26 protein-coding genes are annotated in these 20,092 nt (G+C 68.9%); 13 read left to right on the top strand and 13 right to left on the bottom strand.

The window, feature by feature from the left end; genetic code table 11:
• The first annotated feature begins 253 nt into the window (after positions 1 to 253).
• The gene (locus tag AB0H56_RS06445) at positions 254 to 838 is read left to right on the top strand and encodes a recombinase family protein (RefSeq protein ID WP_357158160.1); all 585 of its coding nucleotides are present in this window, start codon (positions 254 to 256) and stop codon (positions 836 to 838) included.
• Positions 839 to 1,045: 207 nt separating this feature from the next.
• Here the strand turns inward: AB0H56_RS06445 and AB0H56_RS06440 are convergent, their stop codons facing one another.
• Both AB0H56_RS06440 and AB0H56_RS06435 read right to left on the bottom strand, forming a co-directional pair.
• Positions 1,046 to 2,038 carry a hypothetical protein gene (locus tag AB0H56_RS06440; RefSeq protein ID WP_357158157.1) on the bottom strand — a complete coding sequence of 331 codons (993 nt, stop codon included), beginning with the start codon at positions 2,036 to 2,038 and terminating at the stop codon, positions 1,046 to 1,048.
• Between the two features lie 191 nt (positions 2,039 to 2,229).
• Positions 2,230 to 2,379: a hypothetical protein gene (locus tag AB0H56_RS06435; RefSeq protein ID WP_357159208.1), complete on the bottom strand. Its 150-nt coding sequence runs from the start codon at positions 2,377 to 2,379 to the stop codon at positions 2,230 to 2,232.
• On the opposite strand from AB0H56_RS06435, the gene AB0H56_RS06430 reads away from it, so the two are divergent.
• The 3 genes from AB0H56_RS06430 to AB0H56_RS06420 all read left to right on the top strand — a co-directional run bounded on the left by AB0H56_RS06430 (position 2,350) and on the right by AB0H56_RS06420 (position 3,760).
• The gene (locus tag AB0H56_RS06430; RefSeq protein WP_357158154.1) at positions 2,350 to 2,541 is read left to right on the top strand and encodes a DUF305 domain-containing protein; all 192 of its coding nucleotides are present in this window, start codon (positions 2,350 to 2,352) and stop codon (positions 2,539 to 2,541) included. The two genes, AB0H56_RS06435 and AB0H56_RS06430, sit on opposite strands and share 30 nt — an antisense overlap.
• Before the next feature lie 325 nt (positions 2,542 to 2,866).
• Positions 2,867 to 3,292 carry a hypothetical protein gene (locus AB0H56_RS06425; protein WP_357158152.1) on the top strand — a complete coding sequence of 142 codons (426 nt, stop codon included), beginning with the start codon at positions 2,867 to 2,869 and terminating at the stop codon, positions 3,290 to 3,292.
• Between the two features lie 336 nt (positions 3,293 to 3,628).
• Entirely contained in the window at positions 3,629 to 3,760 is a 132-nt protein-coding gene (locus tag AB0H56_RS06420) for a hypothetical protein (protein WP_357158149.1), read from the top strand.
• A 109-nt stretch (positions 3,761 to 3,869) separates the two neighbouring features.
• Here AB0H56_RS06420 and AB0H56_RS06415 read toward each other — a convergent pair whose 3' ends face one another.
• The 3 genes from AB0H56_RS06415 to AB0H56_RS06405 all read right to left on the bottom strand — a co-directional run bounded on the left by AB0H56_RS06415 (position 3,870) and on the right by AB0H56_RS06405 (position 7,456).
• A complete protein-coding gene (locus AB0H56_RS06415; protein WP_357158146.1) occupies positions 3,870 to 4,199 on the bottom strand; it encodes a hypothetical protein in 330 nt (109 codons plus the stop codon).
• Between the two features lie 372 nt (positions 4,200 to 4,571).
• Positions 4,572 to 6,728 (bottom strand): elongation factor G-like protein EF-G2, encoded by a 2,157-nt coding sequence (locus AB0H56_RS06410; protein ID WP_357158144.1) that lies wholly within the window; start codon positions 6,726 to 6,728, stop codon positions 4,572 to 4,574.
• A gap of 101 nt (positions 6,729 to 6,829) precedes the next feature.
• Entirely contained in the window at positions 6,830 to 7,456 is a 627-nt protein-coding gene (locus tag AB0H56_RS06405; protein WP_357158141.1) for a hypothetical protein, read from the bottom strand.
• A 317-nt stretch (positions 7,457 to 7,773) separates the two neighbouring features.
• On the opposite strand from AB0H56_RS06405, the gene AB0H56_RS06400 reads away from it, so the two are divergent.
• The 7 genes from AB0H56_RS06400 to AB0H56_RS06370 all read left to right on the top strand — a co-directional run bounded on the left by AB0H56_RS06400 (position 7,774) and on the right by AB0H56_RS06370 (position 12,224).
• Complete coding sequence (locus tag AB0H56_RS06400; RefSeq protein WP_357158138.1) at positions 7,774 to 8,403, top strand: hypothetical protein; 630 nt, start codon at positions 7,774 to 7,776, stop codon at positions 8,401 to 8,403.
• Positions 8,404 to 8,485: 82 nt separating this feature from the next.
• Complete coding sequence (locus AB0H56_RS06395) at positions 8,486 to 9,247, top strand: glutamine amidotransferase (protein WP_357158135.1); 762 nt, start codon at positions 8,486 to 8,488, stop codon at positions 9,245 to 9,247.
• A gap of 57 nt (positions 9,248 to 9,304) precedes the next feature.
• Positions 9,305 to 9,667 (top strand): metalloregulator ArsR/SmtB family transcription factor, encoded by a 363-nt coding sequence (locus tag AB0H56_RS06390; protein WP_357158132.1) that lies wholly within the window; start codon positions 9,305 to 9,307, stop codon positions 9,665 to 9,667.
• On the top strand, positions 9,664 to 10,734 hold the full coding sequence (gene arsB, locus AB0H56_RS06385) for an ACR3 family arsenite efflux transporter (protein ID WP_357158129.1): 1,071 nt from the start codon (positions 9,664 to 9,666) through the stop codon (positions 10,732 to 10,734). Before AB0H56_RS06390 ends, arsB begins: the two co-directional genes overlap by 4 nt.
• 31 nt (positions 10,735 to 10,765) lie before the next feature.
• Entirely contained in the window at positions 10,766 to 11,176 is a 411-nt protein-coding gene (locus AB0H56_RS06380) for an arsenate reductase ArsC (protein WP_357158126.1), read from the top strand.
• 35 nt (positions 11,177 to 11,211) lie between these two features.
• A complete protein-coding gene (locus tag AB0H56_RS06375) occupies positions 11,212 to 11,547 on the top strand; it encodes a metalloregulator ArsR/SmtB family transcription factor (RefSeq protein WP_357158123.1) in 336 nt (111 codons plus the stop codon).
• Positions 11,547 to 12,224: a cation transporter gene (locus AB0H56_RS06370; RefSeq protein ID WP_357158120.1), complete on the top strand. Its 678-nt coding sequence runs from the start codon at positions 11,547 to 11,549 to the stop codon at positions 12,222 to 12,224. Before AB0H56_RS06375 ends, AB0H56_RS06370 begins: the two co-directional genes overlap by 1 nt.
• A gap of 13 nt (positions 12,225 to 12,237) precedes the next feature.
• Here the strand turns inward: AB0H56_RS06370 and AB0H56_RS06365 are convergent, their stop codons facing one another.
• Complete coding sequence (locus AB0H56_RS06365; protein ID WP_357158117.1) at positions 12,238 to 12,651, bottom strand: low affinity iron permease family protein; 414 nt, start codon at positions 12,649 to 12,651, stop codon at positions 12,238 to 12,240.
• Between the two features lie 115 nt (positions 12,652 to 12,766).
• Between AB0H56_RS06365 and AB0H56_RS06360 the strand changes: the two genes are divergently transcribed.
• The gene (locus AB0H56_RS06360) at positions 12,767 to 13,147 is read left to right on the top strand and encodes a low affinity iron permease family protein (protein ID WP_357158114.1); all 381 of its coding nucleotides are present in this window, start codon (positions 12,767 to 12,769) and stop codon (positions 13,145 to 13,147) included.
• A gap of 3 nt (positions 13,148 to 13,150) precedes the next feature.
• Here AB0H56_RS06360 and AB0H56_RS06355 read toward each other — a convergent pair whose 3' ends face one another.
• From AB0H56_RS06355 to AB0H56_RS06345, 3 genes are all read right to left on the bottom strand, one after another.
• Positions 13,151 to 13,723, bottom strand: coding sequence for a TetR/AcrR family transcriptional regulator (locus AB0H56_RS06355; RefSeq protein WP_357159183.1), 573 nt, complete (start codon positions 13,721 to 13,723; stop codon positions 13,151 to 13,153).
• A 59-nt stretch (positions 13,724 to 13,782) separates the two neighbouring features.
• Entirely contained in the window at positions 13,783 to 14,313 is a 531-nt protein-coding gene (locus AB0H56_RS06350) for a dihydrofolate reductase family protein (RefSeq protein ID WP_357158111.1), read from the bottom strand.
• 103 nt (positions 14,314 to 14,416) lie between these two features.
• Positions 14,417 to 14,722: a hypothetical protein gene (locus AB0H56_RS06345; RefSeq protein ID WP_357158108.1), complete on the bottom strand. Its 306-nt coding sequence runs from the start codon at positions 14,720 to 14,722 to the stop codon at positions 14,417 to 14,419.
• Positions 14,723 to 14,957: 235 nt separating this feature from the next.
• Here AB0H56_RS06345 and AB0H56_RS06340 point away from each other — a divergent pair, with 235 nt between their 5' ends.
• Positions 14,958 to 15,395, top strand: coding sequence for an SRPBCC family protein (locus tag AB0H56_RS06340; protein ID WP_357158105.1), 438 nt, complete (start codon positions 14,958 to 14,960; stop codon positions 15,393 to 15,395).
• 8 nt (positions 15,396 to 15,403) lie between these two features.
• Here AB0H56_RS06340 and AB0H56_RS06335 read toward each other — a convergent pair whose 3' ends face one another.
• The 4 genes from AB0H56_RS06335 to AB0H56_RS06320 all read right to left on the bottom strand — a co-directional run bounded on the left by AB0H56_RS06335 (position 15,404) and on the right by AB0H56_RS06320 (position 20,058).
• On the bottom strand, positions 15,404 to 15,583 hold the full coding sequence (locus AB0H56_RS06335; RefSeq protein WP_357159181.1) for a hypothetical protein: 180 nt from the start codon (positions 15,581 to 15,583) through the stop codon (positions 15,404 to 15,406).
• Between the two features lie 226 nt (positions 15,584 to 15,809).
• Positions 15,810 to 17,297 (bottom strand): FAD-dependent oxidoreductase, encoded by a 1,488-nt coding sequence (locus AB0H56_RS06330; protein WP_357158102.1) that lies wholly within the window; start codon positions 17,295 to 17,297, stop codon positions 15,810 to 15,812.
• An 83-nt stretch (positions 17,298 to 17,380) separates the two neighbouring features.
• On the bottom strand, positions 17,381 to 19,612 hold the full coding sequence (gene katG / locus AB0H56_RS06325) for a catalase/peroxidase HPI (RefSeq protein WP_357158099.1): 2,232 nt from the start codon (positions 19,610 to 19,612) through the stop codon (positions 17,381 to 17,383).
• Complete coding sequence (locus AB0H56_RS06320; RefSeq protein WP_110041518.1) at positions 19,609 to 20,058, bottom strand: Fur family transcriptional regulator; 450 nt, start codon at positions 20,056 to 20,058, stop codon at positions 19,609 to 19,611. Before AB0H56_RS06320 ends, katG begins: the two co-directional genes overlap by 4 nt.
• Positions 20,059 to 20,092 lie beyond the last annotated feature (34 nt).

Raw genomic sequence — 20,092 nt, 5'->3', positions numbered from 1 at the left:
CGCTACATCCCGACCCATCCTCCCTCCACCACGAGAGATGACGAAAAACCATGCACCAAAGCTTGTTTGGCGATCGGATTGGCCGTCGAGACCGCCGACCCATGTTCGGAAAACGAACGTTTACCGAACACCCCCGCCGCGGCCGGGCATCGTCGACGGACTCGCAGGGGCAGGTGTTCGGAAACCCGTTCGGATACAGGGAGGCTCATGCCCGGTCCTCGAACACGTTTCCTGAACGGGCGGAGGGGTTTTCATGGCGTTGGTGGGTCTGGTCCGGGTCAGCACGAGCAAACAGGAGACCGCGCGCCAGCACGACGACCTCGACCCGAGCTGCGTGAAGGTGTTCGAGGAGAAGGTCAGCGGCACCATCAAGGTCGCCGACCGGCCTGGCCTTCGAGCCGCCCTCGACTACCTACGCCCCGGCGACCTGCTGACCGTGCAGGAGGCCGACCGGCTCGGCCGCAACCTGCTCGAGGGGCTGATCGTGCTCAACGATCTGTTCCAGCAGGGGATCCAGGTGAAGGTGCTGCACGGGATCGCGGCCGGGGAGCACACCGAACGCAGCCTGATCCTGGACCTGGCGCTTGCACTGGCCGAGGACCGGCGCCGCGACATCGCCCGCAAGTCCCGCGACGGCATGGACGCCGCAGCTCGCCGCGGACGAAAGGGTGGACGGCCGCGGGTGGTCGATGCTGACAAGCGCCGCGTGATCCTGGCCCGTCATGCCGAAGGTCAGTCTTTGCGTGAGATCTCCCGTGGCGTCGGGGTCAGCCTGGCTGTGGTGCACGGCGAAGTTAAGGCCTCGCAGGAGCCTGCGGCGTCGGCCGAGCCAGCGTGAGCGGCCTTCGATCTCGTTTGACGGTGGCCCGGTGTACAGTCGGGGCAACTGCGAAGGTCGCGGGTTCGAGTCCCGTCACCTCCACACATGGGGGTGTAGCTCAGTTGGTAGAGCATCGCTGTGACCTCAGAGCCCAGCTGCCCGGTCAGAAAGGCCCCGCCCGATCGGCGGGGCCTTTCGCGTAGCTCTTCTATCCGCGTGAGACTGCTACGCGTCCCAGAATCGAGGTGCCCACTCGGTGATGGTCGGGCGCAGCCGAGCCGGAAGGTGGTCGTTCTGCCACTGCTCGCCAGGAACCAGCATCTGGGCCTCGAACAACGAGACCGCGGTTTCTGTCATCAGTACTGCGGTCATGAGCAGATCAGCGACCAACCCGTACAGCTCTTCTTGTGTGTCGATGACATTCAGCGTCCAGCTGTAGCCATGGGTGAAGCTTGAACCGGCCGAGTACCAGGCCTTCATCAGAAGCCCGAAGGGCTTGTCGTCGAGTAGCTCGCGAGCGTGCTTTGGTGGATTGGCGTCGATCCATGCAGCACCAGCAACCGTCATCGCCGTGAAGCCGGGCACCTTGACTGTGCCGCTAGCCTCTTTTGCCTTCGCGATCGCCGTCTTCAATTTGGCTGCCGAGGCTTCAAATGTCGCCACATCGCGGCCGCTAGCCACGCTCGCTTCGTGGTCCTGCCCGGCCCACTTCAGCATCTCCCCCAGCTCGCTAGACGCCTCAGCCGCACACCGCTGTCGGCGAACCTCCCTGTCGGGATCACCGAGCAGCCATATCGTGCGCGCAGCGGATTCCATTGCAGACCTGCACATCACCAGCACCGAGGACGGCCAGGATCTCGACATCGCTGGCGGAGGGACCGCGCCGTTGAACCAATCAGAAACGAGCACCTCGGCGGCTGCCAGGTGCTCAGACGCTGCCGAGGTCGGGAACCTGGCATACCGAGCTACCGGTTTAGCCGTCCCGATCTCCTGCAGGAAACCGTCATCGTCGAGCTGCAGCGAGCTTCCTTGAGGGGGCTCTGTCAACGTCACCGCCCACTGACGGAACTCGGCGGCGCGCGTGGCACGTTCTACGATCCGCGTTTGGGCAGGTTGTCTGAAGAGGGCCGCGAAGGCTGCCTCCATCTCCGGTGTACTCACTTGACCGATAGTGCCTTCCCGCATCCGATGCCGGATCTCGACACGATTCTCCGACACTCGGAATCGTTTGTTCGCCTGGGTCACCAGACCTGTTGAGAACCGATCATTTCCGACACTTGTCGACCCGGTCGTGCGGCGCCTGGCGGCAGATCGACTCCGCCCAGCGCATCGAGATCGGGACCATGCTCGGATGGCTCCAACTCGTCGGTGCCGCACCGACCAACACCGAGCCGATGGCATGGATGTACTCAAGCACCGACTCCCCCGCCGCCCATGGCCCCACCTCCACCGTGGGGGACGGGTGATGCCCAGATGCCGGGCATGGCGAGCTGGCCGAACTCGCCGAGGCCCGCGGGCGCGACGCCGAAGTGCTGTTCCTGCAGTTGATGGTGCGTCACCACCAAGGCGGTGTCACCATGGCCGGGGCCCTGGACCAGCAACTGGCCTCGGGCCCGGTCAAGGAAACCGCCCGAGGCATGATCCAGGAACAACGCCAGGAGATCGGCACCATGTCGATGCTGCTCGACACCCTCGGCGCGACACCGCTGCCCTACCCCTAGCCGGAGAGACACCGGCACCGAGCAGACCCCGGAATCCGATCGCCGATAGCGCCACCACCTCAGCGCTCTCGGCGATCGATCCGGCGCCTGCGAGTTTCGAATCAGTCAGAAGTCCTCCGGATTGCCGGGAACCTCGACCCTAGAACACCGCGTCTTCTCAGCTCAGCGCGAAATCCGCATCGATTACTAGTCGACCAGAACAAATTCGCAGGTCGCGCGCTTTCCCTTCTTCGATGTGCCCCGCCGAAGGCGCACCTGCGACCAGCGATGCCGGGAAGCCGCGTCTGGACGCTGCATTGCCGAAGCAACAGCTCGTATATGATTGGTGCGCACCAGCTTCGCGACATGTATTCGATCGCTCTCGATCACACTTTTCCGAAGTTCTGATCCAGAATCTGTATGCGAGTCCCCCCTCGCGCACAAGAAGCCGCGGCCCCGCCGCATCCAGCAGTTCCAGAGCACCGACGACCCGTTCGCACAGGCGATCACCTCGCTCGCCGCGACGATGACGACTGGTCCGGGCGACGGTGGCGCGTCGGGCGACGGCGGAGTTACCCGGTCCACGGTTCTCCAGCTGCCGACGCTGCCGTCGATCGAGGACGGCGAGCTCACCGTACGCAAGGTGGTCGACTCGGCGATCGAGCTGCTGGCCCACTTCGACGAGGGCTTCATCTACGAGATCCAGTTCCGGTCACTACGATCGGGCGATGGTCACGCGTGGCGCCCGACAGGCCATCGCACTCTGCCTTGACCCTCCAGTTCAGGCAGGTCGAGAAGCTGTGAGACGTTTCGGCGGAAAACCTGTCGCGTTGTTCGTCGCCGCGTGCGCGATCATTGTCGGGATCGGAGGGTGTTCCGCCGAGAGGAGCGGGGAGGTCAACCACCTGTCCACATGTGCGGACCTGCCGTTGCCGGAGGGAACGAATGTCGTCTGGTACCAGCATGACTCGCGCTTCAGGGCATCGACGTCGGTCGCGGTGGTCGACCTTCCGGTCGGTGCGGTCGACGAGTTCAAGCGGCGATCCGGGTTCGCGGAATTCGCGCCGGGGGTCCCGTCGTGTGTGAGACGTACTGGGAAGCGACCGGGATGAACGACCTTCTGACGCCCGACGCCGGAAACGAGCACTCGGTCGAGGGGTACCGCGATCCGCGGCGGTATGTGGTGATCCACGACGGCGGTGACGGGAACCGGCGGGTGTTCATTCACGCGGACTGCTAGCCGCGCCGGATCACACGCGTGACGAGCAGCGAGACTCCCGGCGCCACAGCATTTCTCGCGGCGGCACCGGGAGTCCCGAGTTGGGGCAGCTCTCTGTAGGCCCGCCCGCTCAGGGGAGGACTTGCGGGATGACTTCGGGGTTCGAGTGGCCCACGATGCCGCCGATGATGGCGCCGACGGCGGCGTGGGGAAGGACGCCGAGGATGAGGCAGATCGGGTAGCCGACGCCGAGCACGATCACCGACGGGAGGCAGTTGACCAGGGTGGCGAGGGCGCCGATACCGGCGCCGGCGAGGGCCCCGTTGACCACCGGATCGGAATTCTCGGCCTTAGGGTCGGTCGCGACCTCGTGCAGCTGGGTGTCGATCACTTCCGACACCACCGGAGCGGCAGCCTCCGCGACAGGAACTTCGTCCGACAGTTCGGCGGCCTGCGCCACCGACAATTCGGGTTCCGGCGAAATCGCGGTATCCACCGGAGTGGGAGATCCGAACGAGAACTCGGCGATGGCGGTTCCGAAACCCCCATGAGCCTGCTGATCGACGGCGGCATCCGCCGACGCGAGACCGCTACCAGCGAAGGTGACCGCCACAATGACCGGCAGCGCACCGAGAAGAACAGTGCGAGTCGCACGCTTGAACATTGAATTCCCTCTCGACTGTTTGCCCCCCGACGCGGATCAATGAATGTCGACCGGGATATTAGTAATAGAAATTCGGCATTACCGGCAACTCTTGTGATCTATTTCACATTGACAAATTTCGACCAATCCATTTCTGCACGTGCCGATGTGAATGGGGATACCGGGAATTCAGGCGGGTACCTCGGCGCCTTCCTTGCGAGCGCGGGCGGCGACGGCGGGCGGCATGGGCTCGTGTCGCAGGTACGCGCGGGCGAACGACCCCGAGCCGTGGGTCAGCGAGCGCAGGTCGATGACGTATCTGCTCAGTTCGAGTTCGGGGACCTCGGCCCGGATGTGGGTGCGGCCCTGCTCGGCGGGTTCGGTGCCGAGGATGCGGCCGCGGCGGGTGGACAGGTCGCCGAGGACGGCGCCCAGCTGGTCGTCGGGGACCGTGACCCGCACGGCGGCAACAGGTTCGAGCAACAGGGTGCCCGCGGCGTCGGCCGCGTCGCGCAGGGCGAGGGCGCCCGCGGTCTGGAACGCGGCGTCGGAGGAGTCCACCGAGTGCGCTTTGCCGTCCACCAGGATCACCCGCACATCCACCAGCGGACAGCCGGCGGTGACACCGCGCGCGGCCTGCGCCCGCACCCCCTTCTCCACCGAGCCGATGAACTGACGCGGCACCACACCGCCGACCACGCGGTCGACGAATTCGAAGCCCTGCCCCTGCGGCAGCGGTTCGGCCTCGATGTGGCACACCGCGTACTGCCCGTGCCCGCCGGACTGCTTCACCAGCTTGCCGTGCCCCTCGGCGGGCGCGGCGAGCGTCTCCCGCAGCGCCACCCGATACGGCTCCACGTCCACCCGCACCCCGAACCGGCCGCGCAGCCGCTCCAGCGCGACCTCGCGGTGGGCCTCCCCCAGGCACCACAGCACCAGCTGGTGGGTGTTCTCGTTGTTCTCGAGCCGCAGGGTGGGATCCTCGGCGACGAGCCGGGTCAGGCTCTGCGAGAGCTTGTCCTCGTCGGCCTTGCCCTGCGCCCGGATGGCCACGGGCAGTAAGGGTTCCGGAAGTTTCCACGGCTCGATCAGCAGAGGCTGCCCGGCGCCGGAGAGGGTGTCGCCGGTCTCCGCGTGGCCGAGTTTGCTGACGAACGCGATGTCGCCTGCGACGGCCTCGGCCAGGGTCCGCTGCTGCTTGCCCAGCGGCGCGCTGACCCCACCGACCCGGTCGTCGGCATCGTGCCCGGCGCCGCACACGTGGACCGTGTCATCGCTGTGCAGGGTGCCGGAGAACACCCGCACCAGCGAGACCCGGCCCACGTACGGGTCCGACGAGGTCCGGATGACCTCCGCGGCGAGGTCGGCCGCCGGATCGCAGCGCAGCGCCGTCGGCGCGGCGCCGTCACCGCGGGAGACGGCCGACATCGGATGTTCGATCGGGGTCGGGAATCCGGCGGTGATCAGTTCCAGCAGTTCGAGCGTGCCGAGGCCCTGCTCCGCGTCCTCGGCCGCGGGTGCCGCGAACAGCACCGGGTGGAAGCTGCCGCGCGCGACGGCCCGCTCCAGATCCGCGACCAGGGTGTCGAGTTCGACGTTCTCGCCGTCGAGGTAGCGATCCATCAGCGTCTCGTCTTCGCTCTCGGCGATGATCGCCTCGATCAGCCGGTCGCGGGCGGGGTCGATCTCCGCGAGCTGGTCCGCGTCGGGGTCGGTGCGTTCGCGCTGTCCACCGCGGTAGTCGGCCACCCGTCGCTCGAGCAGTTCCAGCAGTCCGGTCGCGGGGCGGTGCCCGTCGGCGCTCTTGGGCCCGTAAACCGGCAGATGCAGGGGCAGCACCGTGTCGCTCGCGCCGTCGGTCAGCAGGGCCTGACAGGTCTGGATCAGGTCCGCGTACTCGGCCCGCGCGGTGTCGAGGTGGGTCAGCACGATCGCCCTCGGCATCCCCACCCGCGCGCATTCGGCCCACAGTTCCCGCGTCGCGCCCGCCACGCCCTCCACCCCGTCGGCCGCCGACACCAGGAACAGCGCCGCGTCCGCGGCCCGCAACCCGGCTCGCAGTTCGCCGACGAAGTCCGGGCATCCCGGCGTATCGATCAGATTGATCTTCACCCCGCCCCACAGCACCGGGACCACCGCGACCTGCACGGATCGGTGCTGTCGCCGCTCGACCTCGTCGTAGTCCGACAGCGAGGTACCGTCCTCGACCCGGCCCGCCCGGTTCACCGTGCCGGTCGCCAGCGCCAGCGCCTCGACCAGCGTCGTCTTGCCCGCACCACTGCTACCGATCAGCGCGACGTTCCGGATGCTCTCCGGTCGCTGCGCTCCGTTCGTCCGGTCCACCATGTCGCACGCTCCCTCGGGTCGGGATCCGGCTCCTTCGAGCTTCCCACCGCGGGGAGGGCACGTCCACGGTTCGCGGCCGATCGATGCCGCACCGTCGGGGTTCAGCGCGTGCTGACGCAGACCACGTAGCGGCGCTGGGCGTAGACGACACCGCGATCGCCCACCGTGCAGACGTTGACGTCGGTGGTGTCGCGCCGGATCTCGAGCACGCGGACCCGGCCGGGCAGGTCGGCGGCGCAGTCGACGTGCCTGCCCGCGCCGCCGGTCAGGTCGACACAGTCGCCGACGGTCCAGTCGATGTCGAGGCAGAGGGTTTGCTGGACGCCGCCCGGCAGGGTCCGGGGATGGACGTGGTCGACATCGCCCGGGCAGTGCCCGTCCGCCGCCGCCAATTCCGCCACTTTGTAGCGGGAATTGGCGTTTCCGCAGGCCGCCTGTTGAATACCGTCGGGGCTCGCGCCCAATTCCACGCAATCGCCGACGCTGAATTCGACCCAGGGGATCCGATCAGCGGATTTGCCCAATGTGGAGGCCACCCCGCCGGAAACCTCGTTCATAGTTCCCAGCGGCTGGGTCGGCGAAACCTCGGTGGGCAAACTTTTTGCGACAGAAGCGTTGCCCGGCGCGGTCTCCTCGTCGGCCCCGAGCCCGACGACGACGGAAAGTGCGAGGTAGAACGTGCCGGCGAGGGCGAAAACCGCCCCCATCGATACACCGGCAAGGGCCACGTTTCTTCGACGCGTCATCTGCGTTGTCCCACACTTCTCATCCGGTGGACGTCCCCGACCGACATCCCACTCGCGTGACAGTTCTTACACGGACGAACCGGACAATGTCGAATTGTGAACGCGCAGCTTTTTTAAACGGAATCCGGTCCGGTTAAAAGAGTGGAAAACTGGTCCGGCGCCCAGAAACACACGGTTCCCCTTTCCGGGAATGGGATGCTAGGGTCTGCCCGATCTCTCTGGCGGACAACATGGTTCGTGCCCCTCGCCAACCCTGGTTCGGCCGCGCAGTTTTTCCTGATGCGTAAAGGAATTCCCTGATGAAGCTCGGTTACTCCCCCGTTGCCGCCCTGCTCGTCGGCGCCGTCGTCACGGTCACCGCGGGCGCCGCAGGCGCGCAGCCTGCGACGCAGGCCCCGCGGGCCGACGCGTCCGGGATCGACCAGTCCGTGCGCTACGAGGCCACCCTCACCGAGTTCTCCCGGGTTCTCACCACCACCGTCAGCGGCGGCACCTTCGCCACCACCGAGGACGACACCGCGGTGACCCTCACCGCCGATTCCGGCGCGGTGGTCACCCGGATCCCGCTCGCCTACACGATCTCCGGCACCACCGTGCGGGTCGCGCAGACGATCTCCGACGACGGCCGCCGGCTCGTACTCACCCCGCAGGCGAGCACCACCGAGATCGACGAGATCGCCTCGGACATCGGCGAATTGCAGACCATCAGCCCCATGTCCCAGCTGACGAACGAGATCAACCGCAACATCGTCGGCGTCGTCGCGGGCGGGGTGCTCGGCGGGCTCATCGGCACCGTCCTCGGCTTCGGTTTCCTCAGCATCATCACCGGCCCCGTCGGACTGGTGCTGGGCGCGATCGCCGGTGGCTACGCGATGGGCGGCCAGCCGTTCCTCGACGCCGTCACCGCGGCCGTCAGCGGACAGCCCTGACCCGCCGGTCCCGATCGTCGACACCGGAGCCGCGTGGCGCGGGAGGGTTCCGCCCGTCCGCCACGCGGCTACCGTGTCTGACATGACCGACGCGAGGGTGCGCGACCACGAGGGCAGGCCGTTCCTGCTGCTGGCGACACGTGCCGAGGACGAGGCCGCCGACCAGGAGTACAGCGCGTTCCTGCGCTACGGCGGGTTGTCATCGCACCGGCTGCACCGGCACCGCCTGGAACGCGACCCCCTCGACGACCTCGACCTCGACGACTACGCCGGGATCATCCTGGGCGGCAGCCCGTTCACCATCTCCGACCCGCCCGCGGCGAAATCGCCGGTGCAGCGACGAGTCGAAGCCGAGCTGAGTGATTTGGTCGCCGCGGTGGTGCGCCAGGACTTCCCGTTCCTCGGCGCCTGTTTCGGCATCGGGGTCATCGGCTCGCTGATCGGCGCGGTCATCGACCGCACCCATCCCGAACCGGTCGGCCCCACCACCATCACCCTGACCGACGCGGGCCGCGTCGATCCGCTGCTGTGCGTGCTGCCGCCGGAGTTCGACGCCTTCGTCGGGCACAAGGAGGCGGCCACCGAACTCCCTGCGGAGGCCGAACGGCTCGCCTCCTCCGCGGACTGCCCGGTCCAGGCGTTCCGGGTGGGCGCCAATGTGTATGCGACGCAGTTCCATCCGGAGCTGGACGCGCACGGCATGAGCACCCGGATCGACGCCTACAAGCACCACGGCTACTTCGACCCGGGCGAAGCCGAGACGCTCAAGGAACTCGCCAGGACGGGAAACGTGGTGCACCCCGGCGCGCTGGTGCGGCGGTTCGTCCAGCTGTACGAGGACTGACTCCGGTTCACCAGGTGTTTGCTTGCCCTCTGATTCGACAGCTGTCAATATCGAGGAATGTCGAAGTCGGAGCTGAACCTGACGCCGGTCGCCGCGTGCGCCGCGGAGCCGATCGTCCGCGATCCCCTGACCGCCGACGAGGCCGTCGAACTGGCCGCGGTGTTCAAGGCGCTGGCGGATCCGGTGCGGCTGCGGCTGCTCTCGCTGGTCGCGAGCCGCGCCGGGGGCGAGGCGTGCGTGTGCGACATCTCCGACGGTGTGGAGGTGAGCCAGCCGACGATCTCCCATCACCTCAAGGTGCTGCGCGAGGCCGGATTGCTCACGAGCGAGCGGCGCGCGTCCTGGGTGTACTACCGCGTCGTGCCCGAAGCGTTCGCCAAGGTCGCCGGCGCGCTGCGCACCGAGGGTGTGCACGCGTGAACGCGACGACCACCACCGAGCACGCGCCCGTCGTCGGCAAGCTGTCCACGCTCGACCGGTTCCTGCCGCTGTGGATCGGCGCGGCCATGCTCGCCGGAATCCTGTTGGGACGCATGATCCCCGGCCTCGGTGACGCGCTCGGCGCCGTGGAGATCGACGGTGTGTCACTGCCGATCGCGATCGGGCTGCTGATCATGATGTACCCGGTGCTGGCGAAGGTGCGCTACGACCGCCTCGACACCGTCACCGGCGACCGCAAGCTGATGGCGGCCTCGCTCGCGCTGAACTGGGTCGTCGGCCCGGCGCTGATGTTCGCGCTGGCCTGGATCTTCCTGCCCGACCTGCCCGAGTACCGGACCGGCCTGATCATCGTCGGGTTGGCGCGCTGCATCGCGATGGTGATCATCTGGAACGACCTGGCCTGCGGCGACCGCGAGGCCGCCGCGGTCCTGGTGGCGCTGAATTCGGTGTTCCAGGTCCTCATGTTCGCCCTGCTCGGCTGGTTCTATCTCTCGGTGCTGCCCGGATGGCTCGGGCTCGAGCAAGCCCACATCGACATCTCGCCGTGGCAGATCGCCGTCTCGGTGCTGATCTTCCTCGGCATTCCGCTCGTCGCCGGCTACCTGACGCGACGCTTCGGCGAGCGCGCGAAGGGCCGCGAGTGGTACGAGTCGCGGTTCCTGCCCAGGATCGGCCCGTGGGCGCTCTACGGGTTGCTGTTCACGATCGTGATCCTCTTCGCCCTGCAGGGCGAGCAGATCACCGCCCGCCCGTGGGACGTGGCCAGGATCGCGCTGCCGCTGCTGGTGTACTTCGCCGTGATGTGGGGCGGCGGCTACCTGCTCGGCGCCGTGCTCGGCCTCGGGTACGCCCGCACCACCACGCTGGCCTTCACCGCGGCGGGCAACAACTTCGAGCTCGCGATCGCCGTGGCGATCGCGACCTACGGCGCGGGTTCCGGCGAGGCGCTGGCCGGCGTCGTCGGGCCGCTCATCGAGGTACCCGTCCTGGTCGGCCTCGTCTACGTCTCGCTCGCCCTGCGCCACCGGTTCACCCGCGTCGGCTGATCCACTCCGTTCCCGAAAGGCATTGCCTCCCATGACGACCAGGCCCAGCGTGCTCTTCGTCTGCGTCCACAACGCCGGCCGCTCGCAGATGGCGCAGGGGTTCCTGAGCCACCTCGCCGGCGACGCGATCGAGGTGCGCTCGGCGGGGAGCGCCCCCGGCGCCGCCCTCAACCCGGCGGCGGTCGAAGCGATGGCCGAACTCGGCATCGACATCACCGCGCAGACGCCGAAGATCCTCGCCCCCGATGCCGTGGAGACCTCATCGGTCGTGATCACCATGGGTTGCGGCGACGCGTGCCCCTACTTCCCCGGTGTGGACTACCGCGACTGGCAGCTCGAGGACCCCGCGGGCAAGGACGTGGAATCGGTGCGACCGATCCGCGACGAGATCAAGCACCGGATCGAAGCCCTGATCGCCGAACTGCTCCCGAACAATCCATGATTTTCTGAATACAGAAATTCCTGTACATTTGGGCCATGCTGACCCCGCCCGCGACCCACACCGACGCGCTCGCCCGGTTCGGGCACGCTTTGTCGGACACGACCCGCACCCAGATCCTGCTCCACCTGCGAGCGGCGCCGGGATACCCCGCGGAGCTGGCCGACCACATCGGGGTCTCGCGCCAGATCCTGTCCAACCACCTCGCCTGCCTGCGCGGCTGCGGACTGGTGGTGGCCGTGCCCGAGGGCAGGCGTGCGCGCTACGAACTGGCCGATCCGCGCATCGGCCACGCGCTCACGGACCTGCTCGGCCTGGTGCTGGCCGTCGACCCGGCGTGCTGTCCTGACGCCGAGTCCGAGGGCTGCTGCTGATGGTCGCTCCGACACCGGCGACGGCAGGCATCGACGCCTCGCGCAAGACATTGCTGACGAGGCGAATTCGCTGGTTGGTCGCCGCCACGATCACCTACAACGTGATCGAGGCGGCCATCGCCCTCGCCGAGGGCACGCGGATCTCCTCCAGCGCGCTGATCGGATTCGGGCTCGACTCGGTGATCGAGGTGTCGTCGGCGGCGGCGGTCGCCTGGCAGTTCGCCGGCCGCGATCCGCGGCGGCGGGAGAAGGTCGCGCTGCGCGTGATCGCGTGCTCCTTCTTCGCCCTCGCCAGCTATGTGACCGTCGATTCGATCCGCGCGCTGTTCGGGTTCGGCGCGGCCGAGCACTCCGCGATCGGCATCGCCTTGGCGGCGACGAGTGTGGTGATCATGCCCGTACTCTCGGCCGCGCAACGGCGGGCCGGGCGGGAGCTGGATTCCGCCTCCGCCGTGGCCGATTCCCGGCAGACGCTGCTGTGCACCTATCTCTCGGCGGTCCTGCTGGTGGGACTGCTGCTCAACAGCCTGCTCGGCTGGAGCCTGGCCGATCCGATCGCCGCGCTCGTCATCGCGGTGATCGCGGTGAAGGAGGGCCGCGACGCCTGGCGCGGCGACACCTGCTGCCCCGCACCGGCGGCCGCGCTCGATCGCGGCCACGACTGCGACTGCTGCTGAGCGGCCGTCGTTCTCAGTCGCTGCTCTCGCGGTCTTCCAGACCGGCGGCCTCGGCCAGTTCGTCGCGTTCGCCGGCGAGGGCGGGGTAGTCGGCGGTGAGTTCGGACATGATGCTGTGCAGGCCTTCGGCGATGGCGTTCAGCTTCTGCTGCAGCGCGTCGTCGGAGCGAGCCTGGGTGTTCTGCAGGAGGGCGACCAGCAGGAACGTGACGATCGTGGTGGCCGTGTTGATCACCAACTGCCAGGTGTCGACGTTGCGGAACAGCAGCACCGACGGCGCCCAGAGCAGAACGAGCGCCAGGCAGGCCGCGAAGAACCACGCCTTGGACGCGAAAGAGCTCACCGCCGTGGCGAACCGGTCGAAGATCGGGACCCGCGACGAGATGTCCGAGGGCATGGTCGCGGCGCCCTCCTGAGGCTCTGCCATGGCGGCCACCTGCCCTTTCCGGACGGTCCCCCCGCATCGTGGTGATGCCCGGACCGCTGTCGCCGAAACGGGCGAACCGCCGATTCGCCGGGGCGCGACGGGGTACGCGCGTGCTGTGATCGCCGCGCACGCCCGCCGTCTCGCCTCGACGATCCCGGACGCCGCCACGCACTGGGCGGGGGCGCGCTGGACCTGGATCGGCGTGCTCGTCCTCGCGCTCGGCGCGCTCGGCACCGGTGCCGCGACCGGGTTCCCGATCTGGTGGCAGACCACCGTCTACACCAGCGCCGGGCTCACCAGCGTGGTGATGCTGTTCCTGCTGCAGCACACCACCAACCGCGCCAACCACGCGATCCTGATCAAGCTCGACGAACTCGTCCGGGCCACCACCGGCGCGCGCACCGAATTCCTCGACCTCGAGGACCATCAGGTGCACGAACAGGAAGCCCTGCATGATCGCCTCATCACCGCCGACGACGACCCCGAGGACGGGTGACGGCTACGCGCCGTCGACGGGAGCCGTGTAGGCGAGGGTGATCTCGCGGAACAGTTCCACGCGGCGGGCGCGCACGCGGGCGGCATCGGGTTCCATCAGGACCTGGACGGTGGTGCCGTCGTGGACGGCGACCAGTGCCTGCCCGTACGCCGCGACGTCGGGAATCGTGCGGCCTGCGCGGTGCAGCAGCGGCGTCAGGATGGGGAGCAGGGTGTCGACGATCGCCTGTTCGCGGGCGACCATCACCGAGCGCAGTTCGGGATTGCGCAGGGCATGGGCGGTGAATTCGGCGGTGATCCCGTACCAGCGGGCGTCCATCGGGACCGCGCGCTCGAACCGTTCGACGATCTCGTCGAGATCGTCGATGCCGCCCACCTCCAGCGCCTCCAGCACCTCGCGCAGATCGGTGATCAGCTGCGCGGAGCGCTGCTCCCACATCGCGAGGAACAGTTCTTCCAGCGAGGTGAAATTCGAGTAGAACGCGCCGCGGGTGAATCCGGCGCGCTCACAGACCTGTTCGACGGTCGAGCGGCCGAACCCCACCTCGGCGAAGACGTCGAAGGCGGCCTCGAGCATCCGCGCCCTGGTCTGCACGCGGCGGCGGGTGACCCGTCGCGGCGCGGCGGCGGGAACCGTCACCGCGGCACGTAGGTCAGCTTGACGACGTCGTCGCCGATGCGGTCGACGGTGCGCAGACGCAAGGGTGGGCGGGGGCCCGCGAAGTACGGGTCGCCGCCACCGAGGACGACGGGGTGCAGGTAGACGCGGTATTCGTCGATGAGGCCGAGGTCGGTGACGCTGCGCGCCAGGTTCGGGCCCGCGATCTCGATCTCGCCCTCGTATTCGGACTTCAGCGCGCGGATCGCGCCCTCGAGGTCGGCGCCGAGCAGGGTGGCGTTGGGCCCGACGGTGGTCAGGGTGCGCGAGACCACCCATTTGCGCTGGTCGCGCCATGCTTGCGCGAACTCGCGCTCGTCCGCGTTCCACGCGGGGTCGTCGTCGTCCCAGTAGCGCATGATCTCGTACATCCGGCGCCCGTAGACGCTGCCGACCTGCTGGCGGGCCTCCTCGACGAAATGCCGGAAGAGGAGGGGATCGGGCGCGAACTTGTCGTGATCGACGTAGCCGTCGAGGGACTGGTTCATTCCGAACACGAGCTCAGCCATACCCGGGGTCCTTTCTCGTGCGTCCGATTGTATTGACCCGCGGTGTGAAAGGCACCGACCCGGACCCGGCACCAGTGTGCCGGGCCCGAGTGGCTGGCGCTGGTCAGTCGGGCGGCTCGGGATGACGTATCCGGGACGGCACCGAGCCGCCTGCCACGTCGGCCGAGATGCCGAGGTCTTCCTCGTAGCCGGGCGCGGGGGGCGCCGGGACTCCCTCGGTATCGATGTCGGCGGGGGCGGAGCCCGGTGCCTGCGGCGCGGAGCCGGGAACCACGTCGGGTTCCTCCTCCGCCAGCCGCTCGTCCAGGGGGCGGGGCTGGGACTCCTCGCGGGGCGTCATCCCGTAGCGGGTGGTTCCGGTCCAGTGCTCGGGCGGGTCCATCGCGCCCTCGAGCGGGTCCTGGCGCAACTGGTCCTCGTCGGTCTCCTCGCTGCGGTCCAGGGTCGTCGACTCGTCGTCGACTCCGGTGTTCTCCTCGGGTGCGGTCCCATCGCCTGCTCCTTCCCGTATCGATACTCACGTCGGTGCGCACTACCCCTGATGCCTGCGGTGAAACGGGGCCGCGGGCCCGGCGGATTCGCGGTGATCGGAGGGGGTATGCCCGCGGTGCACGCGCAGTGACCTTCCGCCGAGAGGAGACGACATGGTCCAGGTGACGAGCACGATCCGCGCGTCGGCAGACGACGTCTTCGCGGTGATCGCCGACGGGTGGTCCTACGCGGGTTGGGTGGTCGGCGCCTCCCATATCCGCGAGGTGGACGACACCTGGCCCCAGGTCGGCGCCCGCATCCACCACAGTGTCGGGCCGTGGCCGCTGACCATCCAGGACACGACGGAGGTGCGGGCCGTCGATCCGCCGTGGAGCATCGAACTCCATGCCCGGCTATGGCCGCTCGGCACGGCTGTGGTCCGGCTCGACCTGCGCGCGACCGGTCCGAATTCGTGCCAGGTCCTCATGAGTGAGGAGGCTGTGGGCGGGCCGGGGCGGCTGATCCCGCACGCCGCCCAGTCGCTGCTGCTGACACCTCGGAACAAGGAGTCGCTGGCGCGGCTCGCGGATCTCGCGATCGGCCGCGGGTGACCGGTGGCCTAGTCGCCGGTCAACCGCCGGCGCAGCAGCGCCTCGCCCTGCTCGGCGCCCTTGTGGCTCTCGTGCCGGGCCCGGCGGAAGAACTCGGCCACCTCGCTGTCACCCGCGCGGTCCGCGTCGGCGGCGAACTGTTCCATCCGCACGGCGTTGCTCAGGCAGGTCTCGACGAAGCGGCGCAGGTCGTGATCCCGATCCTTGCTCGCGACCGCGGTCGAGAACTCCCCGCGGAGTCGCTGAGCCGTTGCCCCGTCACCGGCATCGTCGGCGGTCGTGATGTCCTGCCGCCACTGCGCGATGATGTCCCGCGAAACCATGAATCCTCCTTCGACGATGTGGTCACGAAGCCTGTGACCGTCGGGCGGTCACACCGTGGCGATACCTCGTGACCGTGGTCCGAAACAGCGTCTAGGGCTCGCGGGGCGCCAGCGGCGCCGTCGCCGGACCCTCGAGCACCGAGCCGTCCGGCGCGAAACGGGAGCCGTGCAGGGGGCAGTCCCAGGTCTTCTCGGCGTCGTTCCAGTTCACGATGCCCCACAGGTGTGTGCACACCGGCGAGACCGCGTCGGTGCGGCCGTCGACGGTGCAGATCGCGGTCGGGTGCAGCCCGTGCCGCTCGACCCGGCCCTCGCCTTCGCGCGGCGGCAGACGCGGGCCGCCCTCGACCGCGTGCAGCCAGCCGGCCGAAAGATGCCATGCCACCGTGGCATTCGCCTCCGCGCCCGCGCGCAGGGTACCCACCACGCCGGGCCGCCAGGTGTCGTAGACCCGCGCCCATTCGGGCGGCGTGCCGGTGATGCGGCCGACCAGCGTCAGCGCGGCGGCCACCCCGTTGGTCATCCCCCACTTCGCGAAACCGGTCGCGCACCGCACCCGGTCACCGCCGGGACCCACCGGCCCCACATACGGCAGCTCGCCGATCGGGTGATAGTCCTGCGCCGACCAGCGGTCCAGCAGTTCGGCGCCGGGGAACCAGCGGTGCGCCCAGTTCACCAGCTCCGCGACATGCCTGGCCTCGCCGTCGGCCCGGCCGACCACGTGGCCGCTGCCGCCGACCAGCAGCACCCGGCCGGTCTCGGTCGGCGCCCAGCGCAGCGACCGCGTCGGCGAACCCGCGCTGAGGAACATCTCCTCCGGCACCTGGCCCGGCACGTCGAACGCGGCGAGATAGGACCGCTCCGGGACCAGCCGCGCGGCCAGCCCGCGCCGATCGAAGACGGGCGACCCGGTCGCGACGATCACGTTCGATGCCGTCACCTGCCCGTTGTCGGTGACCACCACCACCCGCTCGCCCTCGTGCCGAAGGCGGTGCGCGCGTGTCGATTCGAAGATCGGCGCGCCGTTGGCCTCGACATCGGCCGCCAGCGCCGCGAGCACCGCGACGGGGTCGACCTGCGCCTGCTCCGGCAGTCGCACTCCGCCGTGCGCGGGGAAGGGCACGTCCAGTTCGTCCACCAGCTGGGTGGGCAGGCCGACCGCCCTCGTCGCCTCGAATTCGGCACGGACAGCGGCGGATTCGCGCGGTTGCTGCGCATAGGTGATGGCGGGGACGCGCTGGGCCGAGATCTCGTGGGCGGCACAGAATTCCAGCAGCCAGTCGAACCCGGCGCGATTGGCCGCCAGGTAGCGCGACAGTGCCCTGGTACCGTGCCGATTCGCGATCGCCTGGGCGCGGGTGCCCTGCAGCAGGGAGATCTTCGCGCTCGACGCACCGGTGGTGACGGCACCCACGCGGCGGGCTTCGAGCACCGCGACCGACCTGCCCCGTTCGGCCAGGAGCAGGGCGCTGGTCAGGCCGACGAGTCCGGCGCCGATGACGACGGTGTCGACCTCGATGTCGTCGGTCAGCGGCAGGCGGGCGGGCAGCACGGCATCGGTCGACCAGAAGGATGTCATGTGCGGCGCATACCCGGCCACGGCGATCCAAACGAAAACGCGGCAGCCCCGGCCGGTGTACCGGCCGGGGCTGCCGTCGTGGTTCAGCGCAGGTCGAACCGGTCGTTGTCGAGGACCTTGACCCACGCGGCGACGAAGTCGTTGACGAACTTCTCCCCCGCGTCGCGCTGGCCGTAGACCTCGGCGACGGCGCGCAGCACCGAGTGCGAGCCGAAGACCAGGTCATTGGCCGTGGCCGTCCAGCGCTTCGCGCCGGTGCTGCGGTCGGTGCCCTCGTAGACGTTCTCCGCCGACTCCGACGGCTTCCACTCGGTGTTCTGATCGAGCAGATTGACGAAGAAGTCGTTGGTCAGCACGCCGGGCCGGTCGGTGAACACGCCGTGCGCGGTGCCGCCGTAGTTGGCGCCGAGCGCGCGCAACCCGCCGACCAGCACCGTCAGCTGCGGTGCGGTCACGTCGAGCATGTACGCGCGATCGAGCAGCAGCCGCTCGAGCGGAGCCTTCTCGCCGGGGCGCACGTAGTTGCGGAAGCCGTCGGCGCGCGGTTCGAGCACGGCGAACGACTCCACGTCGGTGTTCTCCTGGGTGGCGTCGGTGCGACCGGGCGCGAACGGCACGGTGACCTTGTAGCCCGCGTCGGCCGCCGCCTTCTCGACCGCCGCCGAACCGGCGAGCACGATCAGGTCGGCCAGCGAGATCTTCTTGCCACCGGCCGCCGAAGCGTTGAAGTCCTGCTGGATCCGCTCGAGCACGGGCAGCACCTTCGCCAGCTCGGCGGGCTCGTTGACCTCCCACCCGCGTTGGGGCTCGAGCCGGAGCCTGGCGCCGTTGGCACCACCGCGCTTGTCGGTGCTGCGGAAGCTGGCCGCGGCCGCCCACGCGGTCTTGACCAGCTGCGGGACGGTCAGCCCGGAGTCGAGGACGGTGGTCTTGAGCCCGGCGACGTCCTGCTCGTCGACGAGCGGGTGATCCACGACCGGGACCGGGTCCTGCCACAGCTGCGGCTCGGGCACCCACGGGCCGAGGTAGCGGCTGACCGGGCCCATGTCGCGGTGCAGCAGCTTGTACCACGCCTTGGCGAACGCCTCGGCGAGCTCCTCGGGGTGGTCCAGCCAGCGGCTGGTGATCTCGCGGTAGATCGGGTCCTCGCGCAGCGAGAGGTCGGTGGTCAGCATCGTCGGGGTGCGGCCGGGCCCACCGAACGGGTCGGGGATGAGGCCTTCGCCCGCGCCGTCCTTCGGCTTCCACTGCCAAGCGCCGGCGGGGCTCTTGGTGAGCTCCCATTCGAAGCCGTACAGGTTCTGCAAGAAGCCGTTGCTCCACCGGGTGGGCGTGGCGGTCCACACCACTTCCAGGCCGCTGGTGATGGCGTCCTTGCCCTTGCCCTCGCCGTAGGTGCTCTTCCAGCCGAGACCCTGCTGCTCGAGCGGGGCGGCCTCGGGCTCGGGGCCGACGGCCGCCGCGTCACCGGCGCCGTGGGTCTTGCCGAAGCTGTGTCCGCCGACGATCAGCGCGGCGGTCTCCTCGTCGTTCATGGCCATCCGGCCGAACGTCTCGCGGATGTCGCGCGCGGCGGCCACCGGATCGGGCCTGCCGTTGGGGCCCTCCGGGTTCACGTAGATCAGGCCCATCTGGACCGCGCCGAGCGGGCCGGACAGCTCGCGGTCGCCGCTGTAGCGTTCGTCGCCGAGCCAGGTGTCCTCCGGACCCCAGAAGACCTCCTCGGGCTCCCAGATGTCGGGGCGGCCGAAGCCGAAGCCGAAGGTCTGGAAGCCCATCGACTCCAGGGCGACGTTGCCGGCGAAGACCAGCAGGTCGGCCCACGAGATCGCGTTGCCGTACTTCTGCTTCACCGGCCACAGCAGCCTGCGGGCCTTGTCGAGATTGGCGTTGTCGGGCCAGCTGTTGAGCGGGGCGAAGCGCTGCGAGCCCTGCCCGCCGCCGCCGCGCCCGTCGGCGATGCGGTAGGTGCCCGCGGCGTGCCAGCTCATCCGGATGAACAGGCCGCCGTAGTTGCCGTAGTCGGCGGGCCACCAGTCCTGCGAATCGGTCAGGACCGCGGCCACGTCGGCCTTGAGCGCTTCGACGTCGAGCTTCGCGAATTCCTGCGCGTAGTCGAAGTCCTCGCCCAGCGGGTTGGACTTGGACGAGTGCGCGTGCAGCACCGAGACATCGATCTGCTCGGGCCACCAGTCCTTGTTCGAGTGGGGCCGGCGGTCGGTGTCGGGCGTCGGCGAGGGGATCGCCGGGTTCTCGCTCTCGCTGGTGCTGCGGGTGTCGGTGTCAGGAGTGGGTGGGCGGCTATCGGAGGTCACGATATTCCTTCCTGGACGGGATGTTCGGGCTGCGAACAGTCGGGGCACAGGCCCCAGTAGATGACCTCGGCTTCATCGATCACGAAGCCATGGTCGTCGGAAGCGGTCAGACAGGGCGCCGGGCCGACCTGGCAGTCGACATCGGCGATCACCCCGCACGCGCGGCAGATGACATGGTGGTGGTTGTCGCCGACCCGCGATTCGTAGCGGGCCACGTGTCCCTTGGGCTGGATGCACCGCAGCAGACCGGCCGCGGTGAGCGCCCGGAGCGAGTCGTAGACGGCCTGGTGCGAGACCACGGACAGGCGGGAGCGCACGGCGCGGATGATGGAATCGGTGTCGGCGTGCGGCCGCTCGTGCACAGCGCTCAGCACCGCGATCCGCGGCGCGGTCACGCGCAGCGACACGCTTCGCAGCAGCTGCTGGAACTCCGTGTCCGTGGGCACGCTCGCAGTGTTCTCCGCTTTCTGGAATCAGTCA

The sequence above is a fragment of the Nocardia sp. NPDC050717 genome (assembly GCF_040654275.1).
Taxonomy (GTDB): Bacteria; Actinomycetota; Actinomycetes; order Mycobacteriales; family Mycobacteriaceae; genus Nocardia.
The sequence above is the reverse complement of the archived record's forward strand: the minus strand, read 5'-3'. Positions and strand labels throughout refer to the sequence as shown.

What these genes read in the sequence shown, in the direction of transcription:
- AB0H56_RS06445 (WP_357158160.1), top strand. Translation starts at nt 254, where the DNA reads ATGGCGTTGGTGGGTCTGGTCCGGGTCAGCACGAGCAAACAGGAGACC.
- AB0H56_RS06420 (WP_357158149.1), top strand. Translation starts at nt 3,629, where the DNA reads ATGAACGACCTTCTGACGCCCGACGCCGGAAACGAGCACTCGGTCGAG.
- AB0H56_RS06410 (WP_357158144.1), bottom strand. Translation starts at nt 6,728, where the DNA reads ATGGTGGACCGGACGAACGGAGCGCAGCGACCGGAGAGCATCCGGAAC.
- AB0H56_RS06400 (WP_357158138.1), top strand. Translation starts at nt 7,774, where the DNA reads ATGAAGCTCGGTTACTCCCCCGTTGCCGCCCTGCTCGTCGGCGCCGTC.
- AB0H56_RS06395 (WP_357158135.1), top strand. Translation starts at nt 8,486, where the DNA reads ATGACCGACGCGAGGGTGCGCGACCACGAGGGCAGGCCGTTCCTGCTG.
- AB0H56_RS06390 (WP_357158132.1), top strand. Translation starts at nt 9,305, where the DNA reads ATGTCGAAGTCGGAGCTGAACCTGACGCCGGTCGCCGCGTGCGCCGCG.
- AB0H56_RS06380 (WP_357158126.1), top strand. Translation starts at nt 10,766, where the DNA reads ATGACGACCAGGCCCAGCGTGCTCTTCGTCTGCGTCCACAACGCCGGC.
- AB0H56_RS06375 (WP_357158123.1), top strand. Translation starts at nt 11,212, where the DNA reads ATGCTGACCCCGCCCGCGACCCACACCGACGCGCTCGCCCGGTTCGGG.
- AB0H56_RS06370 (WP_357158120.1), top strand. Translation starts at nt 11,547, where the DNA reads ATGGTCGCTCCGACACCGGCGACGGCAGGCATCGACGCCTCGCGCAAG.
- AB0H56_RS06365 (WP_357158117.1), bottom strand. Translation starts at nt 12,651, where the DNA reads ATGGCAGAGCCTCAGGAGGGCGCCGCGACCATGCCCTCGGACATCTCG.
- AB0H56_RS06355 (WP_357159183.1), bottom strand. Translation starts at nt 13,723, where the DNA reads ATGCTCGAGGCCGCCTTCGACGTCTTCGCCGAGGTGGGGTTCGGCCGC.
- AB0H56_RS06350 (WP_357158111.1), bottom strand. Translation starts at nt 14,313, where the DNA reads ATGGCTGAGCTCGTGTTCGGAATGAACCAGTCCCTCGACGGCTACGTC.
- AB0H56_RS06340 (WP_357158105.1), top strand. Translation starts at nt 14,958, where the DNA reads ATGGTCCAGGTGACGAGCACGATCCGCGCGTCGGCAGACGACGTCTTC.
- AB0H56_RS06330 (WP_357158102.1), bottom strand. Translation starts at nt 17,297, where the DNA reads ATGACATCCTTCTGGTCGACCGATGCCGTGCTGCCCGCCCGCCTGCCG.